This window comes from Rhizobium sp. UBA1881, from assembly GCF_002338015.1.
Lineage (GTDB): Bacteria > Pseudomonadota > Alphaproteobacteria > Rhizobiales > Rhizobiaceae > Rhizobium.
On record NZ_DDHH01000057.1, the window covers coordinates 122850 to 135313 of the forward strand.

The 12464-nt window shown below is 60.7% G+C and carries 11 protein-coding genes; 2 read left to right on the forward strand and 9 right to left on the reverse strand.

What is annotated here, in order from left to right; all coding sequences use genetic code 11:
• The first annotated feature begins 74 nt into the window (after positions 1–74).
• Positions 75–1967 (forward strand): diguanylate cyclase, encoded by a 1893-nt coding sequence (locus B3605_RS05985; protein ID WP_113168259.1) that lies wholly within the window; start codon positions 75–77, stop codon positions 1965–1967.
• Between the two features lie 230 nt (positions 1968–2197).
• Here the strand turns inward: B3605_RS05985 and B3605_RS05990 are convergent, their stop codons facing one another.
• The 8 genes from B3605_RS05990 to B3605_RS06025 all read right to left on the reverse strand — a co-directional run bounded on the left by B3605_RS05990 (position 2198) and on the right by B3605_RS06025 (position 8449).
• Positions 2198–2437: a hypothetical protein gene (locus B3605_RS05990; RefSeq protein WP_112943403.1), complete on the reverse strand. Its 240-nt coding sequence runs from the start codon at positions 2435–2437 to the stop codon at positions 2198–2200.
• A 52-nt stretch (positions 2438–2489) separates the two neighbouring features.
• Positions 2490–2837, reverse strand: coding sequence for a CAP-Gly domain protein (locus B3605_RS05995; protein ID WP_112436629.1), 348 nt, complete (start codon positions 2835–2837; stop codon positions 2490–2492).
• 22 nt (positions 2838–2859) lie between these two features.
• Positions 2860–3183, reverse strand: a complete 324-nt coding sequence (locus B3605_RS06000) for a helix-turn-helix domain-containing protein (protein ID WP_113168258.1) — start codon at positions 3181–3183, stop codon at positions 2860–2862.
• A 49-nt stretch (positions 3184–3232) separates the two neighbouring features.
• Complete coding sequence (locus B3605_RS06005; RefSeq protein ID WP_113168257.1) at positions 3233–4219, reverse strand: Gfo/Idh/MocA family protein; 987 nt, start codon at positions 4217–4219, stop codon at positions 3233–3235.
• A gap of 367 nt (positions 4220–4586) precedes the next feature.
• A complete protein-coding gene (locus tag B3605_RS06010; protein WP_113009151.1) occupies positions 4587–5612 on the reverse strand; it encodes a hydroxyacid dehydrogenase in 1026 nt (341 codons plus the stop codon).
• 169 nt (positions 5613–5781) lie between these two features.
• A complete protein-coding gene (locus tag B3605_RS06015; protein WP_113009007.1) occupies positions 5782–6924 on the reverse strand; it encodes a M24 family metallopeptidase in 1143 nt (380 codons plus the stop codon).
• A gap of 141 nt (positions 6925–7065) precedes the next feature.
• On the reverse strand, positions 7066–7704 hold the full coding sequence (locus tag B3605_RS06020) for a response regulator transcription factor (protein ID WP_296433391.1): 639 nt from the start codon (positions 7702–7704) through the stop codon (positions 7066–7068).
• A gap of 196 nt (positions 7705–7900) precedes the next feature.
• The gene (locus B3605_RS06025) at positions 7901–8449 is read right to left on the reverse strand and encodes a cupin domain-containing protein (protein ID WP_112943398.1); all 549 of its coding nucleotides are present in this window, start codon (positions 8447–8449) and stop codon (positions 7901–7903) included.
• A gap of 149 nt (positions 8450–8598) precedes the next feature.
• Between B3605_RS06025 and B3605_RS06030 the strand changes: the two genes are divergently transcribed.
• On the forward strand, positions 8599–9933 hold the full coding sequence (locus tag B3605_RS06030) for an aspartate aminotransferase family protein (protein ID WP_113168256.1): 1335 nt from the start codon (positions 8599–8601) through the stop codon (positions 9931–9933).
• 50 nt (positions 9934–9983) lie between these two features.
• On the opposite strand, the gene B3605_RS06035 is transcribed toward B3605_RS06030, so the two are convergent.
• Positions 9984–12281, reverse strand: coding sequence for an FdhF/YdeP family oxidoreductase (locus tag B3605_RS06035; protein ID WP_296433292.1), 2298 nt, complete (start codon positions 12279–12281; stop codon positions 9984–9986).
• Between the last annotated feature and the right edge of the window lie 183 nt (positions 12282–12464).

Below are 12464 nucleotides of genomic sequence, written 5' to 3' on the forward strand. Positions count from 1 at the left end.
GCGGATTAAAGGGACGGAAAGAAAATTGATGTAGTTGGGTTCTCTATTGTCCTGAGTTCCAGACCAGACCATCGATGAACGCAACTTGGCAGATACTGCTCGGAAACCTCGCCGTCACCGCGCTAGCAATATCGCTGTGGTCGCACGCCTATTATCACACGCGTGTCTTTTCCGAACGTCGGCGCAGCCAGGCGTTCGGTATCGCCATGGGTCTTGGCGCAATTTGTTCGATGATGCTGGCGGTGCCGCTGGATCAAGGCGTTTTCGTCGATCTCCGTTACACGCTGGTGGCGGTGTCGGCCCTGTTTGGCGGCCCCTTCTCCGTGCTCTTGACGATCGTGATTGCGTCGGTGTTTCGCTTTTCTGAGGGTGGAGCGGGTGCGGTCGATGGCGTGATCAGCATATGCGTCGTCGGTTTTGTCGGGCTCTGCGGCTATCTGATCGTGAGAAGGCGCAAGGTCAGGCTGGCCGATGCAGCCGTGCTTGGGATCGCGGTATCGGCCACGCTGCTGGTGGTCATGTCCGTGCTGACGTCGCAGGCCAATGCGCGAGCCGTCGAGCTCGTCGGGTTCCCGATCACGGTTCTCAATTTCCTCAGCATCATGATCGCTGCCTTTGTCCTGATCCAGTTCGAAAGAATGGCGCATGACCGCGATATCCTGTCGGCAGCGCTGACGCAGACGCCCGACTTTCACTACGTGAAGAACCGGGAAGGCAAGTTCGTCATCGTCAACAAGAACGTTGCCGAGCACCACCACTTTCCCTCGCCGGCGGCCATGGTCGGCGCGTCCGATTTCCAGCTCGCCACCCAGCGCCGCGCCGAAATGCTCTATGCCGAAGAGCAAGCCTTGATGGAGAGCGGGCAGTCGCAGCTGGACAAGATCGAATATCTGAGCGAAGGCGGCCGCGATCGCTGCTATTCGACATCGAAGGTGCCGCTACGCGACCGGACCGGTGCTGTCATCGGGCTTGCGGGCGCGACGCGCGATGTGACCGAGGAACGGAAGATCGAGCAGGAACTGCGCGAGAGCAAGGATCTGCTGTCGCTCGCCATGGCCGGGATGTCGGATGGTTTCGCGATGTTCGACCGAACAGGCACGCTTGTTTTCAGCAACACGCAATATGCGGCGTTGTTCCCGCTGTCGGGCGAGGCCCGCGTGCCCGGAACGAATATCAGGGATATCCTCAAGAAAGTCGTGGAATCGAACGAGCGACGGGATTTCCGTCAAGAGATTACCGATGCCTGGTTGTCGGAAGCAGCCGCTGCGTTGTTCTTCGACAAGGAAGAATACATCGAACTCTATGACGGGCGTTGGCTCAGCCTGCGCACCCGCGTCGCCGATAATGGCATGGCGCTTGTTGCGGTCTCAGACATCACGACGATGAAGCAGGCCGAGTTCGCGCTCAGGACAGTCGCCGAGCAGATGAAGAGCCTCGCCGAGACCGACGCCCTGACCGGGCTTCTCAACCGCCGGGCCTTCGACCACGCGATGTCGGTTGCGGTCGAGCGAAGCCGCCTGGAGCGCCGGCCGATGGCGGTGCTGATGATCGACGTCGACCGCTTCAAGGCCTACAACGACACCTACGGCCATCCAGAAGGCGACGCGTGCCTGAAGGCGATCGCCGATTGCCTGCGCCGCACGATGAACCGCCCGCAGGATGTGCTCGCGCGGTTCGGCGGCGAGGAATTCGTCGTTCTGCTGCCCGATACCGATGGGACCAAGGCGCTGGCGTTGGCGGAGCAGTTCCGCAGCACCCTGCTGGCGCGGGCGATCGCTCACTCTGGCAGCGAGTACGGCGTGGTGACTGCCAGCATCGGTATTTCGGCCAAATCTAGCTGGAAGCAACAGATAAGCGCTGCCGAGTTTATTCTCGAGGCCGATCAGGGCCTGTATCAGGCCAAGCGCGATGGCCGCAATCAGGCTGTCGCCTGGAACCCGCCAAGGACGAGCAGAGCGGCGCGGTAGCTGTTTCCACCGCTGCTGCGGCCTCCACTGCGCACGTTTTCAGCCAATCCGGTAAAGAAAAAGGCCGGGGCGAAACCGCACCGACCTTCCTCGACCCGTCTCGACAACGACTGCCAGTACCTCCGTGGTCAGCCGTCAGAGACGAATTATGTAAGTTGAGTGTAACGCAACTTCTGGGAAGTTCAAGCGCCATTTATGGGTTCGTTTTGCGCGAAGACTACCTATTTCGGTCAGCCTGAAACGATTGCGGACAGCCGATCGAGATCGACAAGCTTGATTTCAAGCGGGACGGGATCAGTCTGGGCGACGCGAAACCACTCGGCTGCCTCGCGCACCCGTTCGCCGTGCGGCTGGGGATAGGCGCCAAGCCGGATGACCCACTCCCTGACCGTTTCACGCTCCATGCGGCCTGCCAGATAGCGTGCGTGAACGGTCTTTGCGGAGGCGACGAGGTCGGAAACGCTGTTCAAGAATTGTCCTCAAATAGATGGATCGGTTCGATGAGGCCCGATGGTATCTGGCTCAGACCTCTTCCTTCTTCTTGACCTTCACCTTCGGCTCCACCGGCGCATCCGGCGTGGGGGCAAGCAGCTTGCGCAGCGATGAGATCTTGTCCTTGACCAGCGGGCGGAAGCGCGTCGCGCGAAATGGCATGTCGGCCGCGCCGTAGCCCTCCGGGCCATCATCGTTGCCGCGATGCAGTTCTTCCAGCTTCACGCCGAAGAAGGTGCCGTCGATATAGTGCGTGTATTCGCCGACCCAGCGCAGCGTGTAGATCTCGCCCTTGCGAATACCCTGGTCGATGCTGACATGCTTGAACGTGTCATCGATGCATACGACCTTCTGGCCGACATGAAAGTCGTAGCTCATCTCACAAACCTCAACCTCAACTTCACCCGCCGGCACCGGGAGGTGCGTCGTTCTTCATGAATTCCGGATATTGAACAACTTCCGTCTCGACCGTGTCGAACGACTTGCCCGCCGATTGCGCCAGCCGCACGCCCGGCCCGCCTGATATCAATTCTCCGTCCGCTTCGAAGATGATGCCCGAGGCTTTTAGCGCGTGCTTGATTGCGCGCAATGTGCTGCCAGCGCTTTCGGCCCCGCGCTCGATACGGTCGAGATCCGCTACGGAGATACCGGCGGCCTCGGCCAATTCAGCTTGCTGGAGGCCGAGCATTGCGCGGGCGCCACGTATCTGTGCTGACGTTATCATGATGATTTTGTATAACCGGATCGATCTCTTTCTCAAGCTGGACGACGGCTCAAGTCCGGCAGCACCGCTCCCATTCGGTCAGCAATTGCATGATTTCGATGGAATCGGAAAGGCGCGGCGAGGGGCGGGGCGCCTGCTTCAGCCCCTTGCGCAGGCAGTCTTCGACGAGGCGGACCTGGTGGCCGAAGGCGTCGTGGTCCGACGGAACGACGATGCGTTCCGTGGGCAGGCCGTATTCCTCGATCTCCAGCAGATTGTCGCCGGCAACGGGCAGCCAGGGATTGCTGAGGAAGCGGATCGAGGCGCGGTCGCCGCGCACGGTGAAGTCGAACGCCATGCCATAGCTGTCCGTCGATTGCAGCGTCGCCAAAATGCCCGAGCCGAAGCGGGCGGTGAGCGCAGCGTCACAGATGTTGCCGTCGTGGCGCGACCGGTTGCCGTGTCCCGAGATCACGCGATCCCCGAAGGCGTCGGCGCCGAAAGCCGTTTGGATGACGTAGTGCATCAGCGAAGCCGGATAGCAGCCGAGATTATAGAGCGTTCCGCGGCCCGCGGGATTGACGACCCGCCAGATATCGGCGGCATAGGCGCCCGAAATCGAGCGAATGGCGCCGAGACGGCCGGATCGGATGATGTTGCCAAGCTCGGCGATGACAGGATGGCTGAGATACATCAGCCCTTCGAGGAAGAAAATGTCGGCCTGCTCGACAGCGGCGGCAAGCGCATGCGCTTCTTCCATCGTCGTGGCCAGCGATTTCTCCGACAGCACCGGCTTGCCGCGAGCAGCCGCCTTGATGACGGCGTCGTGGTGCACATTGTTAGGCAGGCCAACGTAGATCACGTCGATATAGGGATCGTCGACAAGCGCATCGATGCTGGAATGCCTGACGGAGATGCCGTAGCGGTCGGCAAAGGCTGCGAGGCGCTCACGATCGCGACCGAAGACCGCGCCGATCACCGATCCGTCGCTGCCATTGATGGCCTCTGCCATTGTGTTCGAGATGAAGCTCGTTCCGAGAATTCCCCAGCGCAGCATTCCGTGTCGCCTTTCACCAGCATTTCCGCGTGACTGCTGGTTCTATAGCTGGATCGGTCGATCAGTACAGGGGCTTCGTGCTCCGACGGCCATATCGAGAGCTCCGCGCCAAGCGCATGGCGCATGGCTGCCTTGCACAAACTTGCCTACCGTTTAGGCGCGCGGGTGTGTATATACATATCCATCGAAGCGATGCATCCTCCTCCCGCAGAGCTTCGAGTTTGCAAGTGCCTCACTCCTCCTCCCAGAGGGACTTGCGCGAACAGTAGCACTCCTCCTCCCAGCTGCTGTTCATTTGTTTTAAAAAGCCTGTCGCACCTCCTCCCGCGACAGGCTTTTTTATTTTCTGCTCTATCCCAAGGCCATCTCAGGACACCGACACAGGTTTCGAGCGCAAGCGGCTCGCCGTTGCCGGGTCCGCACGCCGGCAAAGCTGGGGCGGCAGACCTTTCATGATGAGTTCGGCATCGGCGACGGCCATCGTGCCGAGTTCGTAGAAGGCATCGCGGGTGCCACCGGTGCGATGCGCCGAGAGCAGCAAGCCCGGCAAACCGCGCACGGGGTCGTCGGCCGCCACAGGCTCTTCCGGAAAGACATCGGTCGCGGCGATGATGTGGCCGGATTTCACTGCCTCCAGCATCGCGGGAAAATCGACCACCGCTGCGCGGCTCATCAAGAGAAAGGCGGCGCCCGGCCTCATCAACTGGAACTCGCGACGGCCGATGAAGCCCTCGTTCTCGCTGGTCACACTGGCGAAGACGAAAACCACCTGGCTCTCGCTCAACGTCTCGTCCAGGCCCGATGGCACGCAGTCCAGCCGCTCGACGATCTCTTTGGGCAGCCATGGGTCGAACACGCGCACCGTGTTCTTGAACGGACGAACGAGATCGCGCAGCTGCCTGCCGAGATCGCCGAAGCCGATGATCCCGACCGGCGCGCCGGCGAAACGAAAGACGCCGTCGTTGCCGGCCAGCCCATATTCTTCGGTTCCCGCCCGGAAATCGCGGTCGGCCCGGGTGATGCCGCGGGCAAGATTGAGCGCCATGCCGAGTGCCGCCTCAGCCACGGGCGATGCGAAGGCCGATGCCGGGGTGATCACCCAGATGCCGCGTTCCACACAGGCCTGGTAGTCAATATTCGCCATGAAGTTGGATTCGACGTTGATGATGGCCTTTAGCTTCGGCGCCCGGTCCAACCGCTCGCGCGGCATGTCGGTCTGCCCGAAGATCAGCACCGTCTCGGGAAGCAATGCGTCGACCTGCTCAGCCGGCATCTGCCGATCTTCGCAGATCACCAGCTCGCCGAGATTTTCCAGCCGGCGGCGAACATCCGGCTTCATGATCAGATCGAGCGTTCGTGGCAAAGGGTCCACCAGAACAATATTGCGGCTCATCACATCCTCCTCCATTCCCTGAGAGCAAGACTTATCAGCAAATGCCGCTTGTAACAGGGGGCTTCGAGCCTGGCGCTGTAACACTGACGAAAGGCCGCTGCGCGGGCAGCGGACTTTGATTTTCATGTCGGGTAGGGCCCGACAGCTCAGTCAGGCGATGTCGTGCATCTCACGCAAACGGCTCCGTCGGGCTCTTGCCCGGCTGCGTGAACCATGCGGCGCCGGTCTCGGTCATGTGGATATGATCTTCAAGACGGATCCCGTAGCGGCCGGGGAAAACGATCATCGGTTCGTTCGAGAAGCACATGCCGGGTTCAAGTGCCGTCTTATTGCCGCGAACGACATAGGGCTCTTCGTGGATTTCCAGGCCGAGACCATGGCCGGCTCTGTGAGGCAAGCCAGGCAGCGCGTAATCAGGCCCAAGCCCATGGCGAACGATGACCGCGCGGGCCGAGTCATCCAGGCTGGAGCAGGCAGCTCCGAGCTTGGCCGCGTCGAAAACGGCCTGCTGCGCCTCGCGCTCGATCGCCCAGGCGCGGGCAAAGTCCGCATCCGGCTCGTCCAGAACATAGGTGCGCGTCAGATCGGAATGATAGCCGTCGATACGGCATCCGGTGTCGACCAGAATGACATCGCCGGCTGCATAGGTCTGCTCGCCGTCGGCGCCATGCGGCAGCGAGGTCGCTTCGCCGAAGGAGACAATGCAAAAGGTCGATCCACTATCGGCGCCGAGGGCACGGTGCTGTTCGTCGATATAGCGCACGACATCCGATGCCAGGACGCCGGGTTTGATATACGTGTACGCGCGGCGGTGGACTTCAAGCGTCAGGTTCATCGCGTATTGGATGATGCCGATTTCGGCCGCGGACTTGCGTAGGCGAATATCGCGGATCAGTCGCGCGCCATCGACAAGGCGCTCCGCGCCGAGCTCCTTGGCAAGTGCGTGATAGACGAACAGCGGCAAGGCGTCATCGAGCGCCACGCGGCCTTCCGCCGAAAGCAAGCCGGCTACGGTTTCGGCGCTGTTCTCGTCTTCCTCCCAGGTCACGATTGCGCCGTCGAGCTTTGGCAGACTGTCGACGCGGCTGCGCTCGAAACCCGGCACGATGTAGAAGAGGTCAGCCTGCGTGATCAGCGCGCCGACCAGTCGTTCGCTCTGGTGCCAGACAAGGCCGGTGAAATAGCGCAGGCTCTCCGTCGAGCCGAGGAGCACGGCGTCCACGCCGGCGGCACCCATGCGGCTGCGCAGCGTCGAAAGCCGCTCGCGGCGCTCTGTTTCGGGAATGGGGGAGGGGCGGGGTGTGGCCGACATGGCTATTCCTCTTGATATCGATCCGCTGCTTGACGACGCACATGCGCCGCCGTGTCAGCAATCAAGTCGCAGCTTGATCGCGCGCAGCTAGTCCTGCTCCTGCCGTCAAGTCAATCGGGAGGGGGTTGCCCCGATAGGTCCTTACGGCTGGCGAGTGGCCAGAAGCTCGACCTTGCGTACGAGGTCGGCGACCGAACGGACATCCATCTTGCGCATGACGTTGCCGCGGTGAAGCTTGACGGTTATCTCGCTGATGCCGAGATCATAGGCGATCTGCTTGTTCATCAGCCCCTTGCTGACAGCCATCATCACCTCACGCTCGCGCGGCGTCAGCGTGTCGGCCAAAGTGACGACTGCGTCACCCTCCGCGCTCTCGCTACGTTGCACCGCGTCGCGCTCGATCGCCGTGGAGACAGCATCGAGCAGGTCCTGGTCGCGAAACGGCTTTACCAGAAAATCCACGGCACCGGCCTTCATCGCCCTGACGCTCATTGGAATATCGCCGAAACCCGTCATGAAGACAATCGGCAGCCTGCTTCCCAAGCGCTCCAGTTGCCCCTGGAAATCGAGGCCGCTCAGCCCTGGCAAGCGAACATCGAGCAGGATGCACCCTGGCCGCTTGAGGTCCGCCCCCGCAAGCAGGGCGGCTGGGCTGTCGAAAGCGGAAACATCGATCCGGACCGAATGAAAGAGATCGACGAGTGCTTCGCGCACGGAGATGTCGTCGTCGACGATCAGTACCATGGGAAATACTGGCTGCACCATGGTCGCTCGTCGCATGTCACTCACGGCGTTTCTCCAGAGTTGAGTCATTTCGCAGTGCCTCCCTCATCACTCCGCTTTGAATGCGGGTGGGCACTTCGCTGCACGTTGTGCCCGCATCCGCGACCGTAAGCAACATAGCCAGACATGAAGATCGGCCACACTATACTTAGGTTTGGGGTCTTGATAGCCACCACGCTCGCGATTGGCGTGGTTAGAACGTCGGTGGCGTGCAGGCGCTGATAACCTCGCAGGGGACCGGTCCGACGCATCGGAAGCGATGCGGGCGCCTGCTCTCGAAGTAGTAGGCATCACCGGGGCCAAGGATCCGGCGCTCGTCCTCGACCGTTATTTCCATGCGGCCTGAAAGCACAATGCCGCCTTCTTCGCCTTCATGGACGAGCATGACCTTTCCAGTGTCGGCGCCCGGTTGGTAGCATTCTTTCAGGATCTGTAGCTGGCGGCCGAACAGGCTCTCGCCGATCTGCCGGTAGGAAATCGGGCCCTTGCCGATCTCGACCAGCTCTTCGGCGGCGTAAAAGGCCTTGCGCGACTTCTGCGGTTCGAAGGCAAAGAACTCGGCCAATCCGATCGGGATTCCATCCAGAATGCGCTTCAGGGCGCCCACCGATGGGTTGGAGGAATTGGATTCGATGAGCGAAATGGTGGAGTTGGTGACCCCCGCCCGCTTCGCCAATTCGCGTTGCGAAAGATTGTGAAGCATGCGCAAATGGCGCAGGCGTTGGCCGATATCGACGGACATGGTGTTTCCAAGGTTTCGAGTGTTCGAAATATAACAACATTCGATTTCGAATTCCATGATTTTCAATGAGTTGGAAGCATCCAGAAAAGGGCTTGTTCGAGAATCTGAATTGGCCGATCACTTCATCATCACCATTCCGGAGAGACCTTATGGACCAGATCAGCAAAGCAAACAGCCCGTCGCTCGATAACTTCTGGATGCCGTTCACGGCCAACCGCCAGTTTAAGGCAGCCCCCCGCCTGCTCGCCTCCGCCGAGGGCATGTATTACACCGATGTCGACGGCAACAAGGTACTGGATGGGACCGCCGGTCTGTGGTGCGTGAACGCGGGCCACGCCCGCAAGAGGATTGCCGAGGCGGTCGAGCGTCAGCTGATGACCATGGATTTCGCCCCCACCTTCCAGATGGGCCATCAGATTGCTTTCGATTTCGCCGAGCGGCTGGCCAAGATTGCCCCCGGTGGCGCGAGCGCGCAGCTTGATCGGGTGTTCTTCACCGGGTCTGGTTCTGAATCCGTCGACACCGCGCTGAAGATTGCCATCGCTTATCAGCGCGCCATCGGACAGGGCACCCGCAGCCGTATCATCGGGCGCGAAAAGGGCTATCATGGTGTTGGCTTCGGCGGTATTTCCGTCGGCGGCCTCGTCAACAACCGTCGCGTCTTCCCGCAGATCCCGGCCGATCACATGCGCCATACTCTTGACGTCGAGCACAACGCCTTCAGCAAGGGCCTGCCGGCCCATGGCATCGAGCTCGCCGAAGATCTCGAGCGTCTGGTTGCCCTGCATGGCGCCGAGACCATCGCGGCCGTCATCGTCGAGCCGATGTCCGGTTCCGCTGGCGTTATCCTTCCACCGAAGGGCTATCTCGAACGCTTGCGCGCGATCGCCGATAAGTACGGCATCCTGCTGATCTTCGACGAAGTCATCACCGGCTTTGGACGCCTTGGTACGCCGTTCGCGACCGATTACTTTGGCGTGGTGCCGGATCTAGTGACGACGGCTAAGGGCCTGACGAATGGCGCGATCCCGATGGGTGCTGTGTTTGCAAGCCGCAAGGTCTATGACGCGATGATGACCGGTCCGGAAAATGCCATCGAACTCTTCCACGGCTACACCTACTCCGGCCACCCGGTTGCAAGCGCCGCCGGCATCGCCACACTCGAGATTTACGAGGAAGAGGGCCTGCTGACGCGCGGCGCCGGTCTGGCGGAGACTTGGCAGGAAGCACTTCACTCACTGAAGGGCCTGCCGAATGTCGTCGACATCCGCAACCTAGGCCTAGTCGGCGCCATCGAGCTCTCGTCGCGTGAAGGTGCTGTCGGCGCCCGCGCCTATGACGTCTTCGTCGATTGCTTCAAGAAGGGTCTGCTGATCCGCGTCACCGGCGACACCATCGCGCTTTCGCCGCCGCTGATCGTCGAAAAGGATCAGATCGAGACCATTGTCTCGATCATCGGCGATGCGCTGAAGCGCGCAGCCTGATCAATATGTTTCGGGCCTCGTTTTGACGAGGCCCGAAACACAAATCGTGCCTACTGAGTGGTCACGCCAGTGACCGTCACCGGAACGCCCTTGTAGGCGGGTGTGCCAGAAATGCGGTCATAGGCGGAGAGCGCGATCAGCGCGTTCATCTCAGGATAATAGCCGGCGATCGATCCTCGTGGAATATCGTACTCGATCGCGGTCAGCCCGCGCGCGCTGCGCGACTTTCCATCCGTCGACGGTAGGGCGACGACATTGATAATGTCGCCATCCGACAATCCGCGTTTCGCGAGGTCGTCCTTATTCATGAAGATGACGTCACGGCGACCAAAAACGCCGCGATAGCGATCATCCATACCATAGATCGTCGTGTTGTACTGGTCGTGGCTGCGAAGCGTGGTCAGGACAAGCGCGTCCGGATTTTTCACCAACGGGTCCTCATGCAGGCCGCGGCCGATGAGGAAAGTAGCCTTGCCGCTTTCCGTCTTCCAGCGACGCTCAGACGCCGGTACGTCCAGCCGGAAGCCGCCGCGGACGCGCACACGCTTGTTGAAGTCGAAGAAATCGGGAAAGACGATTTCGATCTTGTCGCGTATCCTGTCGTAATCTGCGACCATGCCATCCCAATCGATGCCATGGCGATCTCCGAGCGTCGCCTTGGCGATGCCGGCGACGATTGCGGGCTCGGATTTCAGCATCTCGCTCGGCGGGTTCAGGAAGCCGCGCGACGCATGCACCATCGACATGGAGTCCTCGACGGTCACCGATTGCGGGCCCGACGCTTGCGTGTCGAGATCGGTGCGGCCGAGGCAGGGTAGAATGATGGAGGTCTTGGCAATCAGCAAATGCGAGCGGTTGAGCTTGGTCGTGATGTGCGCCGCAAGGTCAAGCTTGCGCATCGCCTCGAATGTGAAGTCGGTGTCGGACATGGCGACGGCCAGATTGCCGCCGAGGCAGATCAACGCCTTGGACCTACCCTCCATGATTGCTTCGACGGATTCAATCGCATTGTGTCCCTTCATGTCGGTCGGGCGGAAGCCGAAGGCCTTCTCCATTCCGTCGATCAGCGCCTTGTTGGGAATCTCGGTAATGCCGACGGTGCGGTCGCCCTGAACGTTGGAATGGCCGCGCAGAGGGCAGATGCCGGCGCCGCGGCGCCCGATATTGCCGCGCAACATCAGTAGATTGGCGAGCTGTTGCACATTACCGGTGCCGTTGCTGTGCTGAGTGATGCCCATGCCATAGCAAACGATCACGCTCTTGGCCTTCACATAGACCTCGGCGGCACTCTTCAGAGCCTCTCGCGTGAGACCGGATACAGTGATGATGCTGTCCCAGCTGGTGTTGTCTATATCCTCGCGTAGCGCCTCGAGACCGATCGTGTGTTCGGCGACGAAGGCGCGGTCGAGCACGCCTATACCGCCGGCGGATAGATCTGCATCATCGATCTCGAATACGCACTTCATCAAGCCCTTAAGTGCCGCGAGATCGCCGCCGGTGCGCACCTGATGATAGGCCGACGCAATCCGTGTCGACGACAGCGTCGCCATTTCGACCGGATCCTGCGGCGAGGCGAATTTCTCGAGCGCGCGCTCTTTCAGCGGATTGAAGACCATGATCGGTACGCCGCGCCGTGATGCCTCGTGGAGCGTCGCCATCATGCGCGGATGGTTTGTACCCGGATTGTGACCGAAGCTGAAGATCGCATCCGTGTGGTCGAAATCCTCGAGGAGAACCGTGCCCTTGCCGACGCCGATTGATTTCGGCAGGCCGACACTGGTTGCCTCATGGCACATATTCGAGCAGTCGGGAAAATTGTTGGTGCCATAGGCGCGCACCATTAGCTGGTAAAGAAAGGCAGCCTCGTTAGACGCGCGCCCCGATGTATAGAACTCGGCCTGATGCGGATCCTCCAAGCGATTGAGTTCCGCGCCGATGCGCGCGAAGGCATCGTCCCATTCGATCACCTCATAGCGATCGGTCTCGGCATTGTAGATCATCGGGTGCGTTAGGCGGCCCTCGTCCTCGAGACTGTGGTCGTTCCATCCCCACAATTCCGAGACTGTATGCTCTGCAAAGAAGCTCGGATCGACACGCTTTGCAGTCGATTCCCAAGTGATGGCTTTGGCGCCATTTTCACAGAACTCAAAGGACGAAGTGTGCTTGGGATCCGGCCACGCGCAACCCGGACAATCGAAGCCTTCGGGCTTGTTGGCTTTCAGCAGTGTTGCGGCCCCCTGGGCAACGACCTGTTGATGGGCAAGTGTCTTGGCGACAGCACGCAGCGCGCCCCATCCGCCGGCCGGTGCGTCGTACTTCTCAATTCCCTCAGGCCGCTTCTTCGCCATGTTCAAACGTCTCCACATACCGTCTAGCCAGCATAACATCTCTCGATGCCGCACTGCACTATACCGAAGCATAGGAGGTTGCCATAGCTCTGAAGGCTCAGCCTGATGCCGCAAGATGCGCTTAGTGGACTATACGAGACATGCGAGGGCACGCGAAACGTCGGCGCGACGCGTTGGCCGTGA

Bases quoted from the DNA above. Each gene is read 5' to 3' on its own strand.
- B3605_RS06035 (WP_296433292.1), bottom strand. From the start codon at position 12,281: ATGGCGAAGAAGCGGCCTGAGGGAATTGAGAAGTACGACGCACCGGCC.
- B3605_RS05995 (WP_112436629.1), bottom strand. From the start codon at position 2,837: ATGAGCTACGACTTTCATGTCGGCCAGAAGGTCGTATGCATCGATGAC.
- B3605_RS06010 (WP_113009151.1), bottom strand. From the start codon at position 5,612: ATGAGCCGCAATATTGTTCTGGTGGACCCTTTGCCACGAACGCTCGAT.
- B3605_RS06015 (WP_113009007.1), bottom strand. From the start codon at position 6,924: ATGTCGGCCACACCCCGCCCCTCCCCCATTCCCGAAACAGAGCGCCGC.
- B3605_RS06030 (WP_113168256.1), top strand. From the start codon at position 8,599: ATGGACCAGATCAGCAAAGCAAACAGCCCGTCGCTCGATAACTTCTGG.
- B3605_RS06005 (WP_113168257.1), bottom strand. From the start codon at position 4,219: ATGCTGCGCTGGGGAATTCTCGGAACGAGCTTCATCTCGAACACAATG.
- B3605_RS06020 (WP_296433391.1), bottom strand. From the start codon at position 7,704: ATGCGACGAGCGACCATGGTGCAGCCAGTATTTCCCATGGTACTGATC.
- B3605_RS06000 (WP_113168258.1), bottom strand. From the start codon at position 3,183: ATGATAACGTCAGCACAGATACGTGGCGCCCGCGCAATGCTCGGCCTC.
- B3605_RS05985 (WP_113168259.1), top strand. From the start codon at position 75: ATGAACGCAACTTGGCAGATACTGCTCGGAAACCTCGCCGTCACCGCG.
- B3605_RS06025 (WP_112943398.1), bottom strand. From the start codon at position 8,449: ATGTCCGTCGATATCGGCCAACGCCTGCGCCATTTGCGCATGCTTCAC.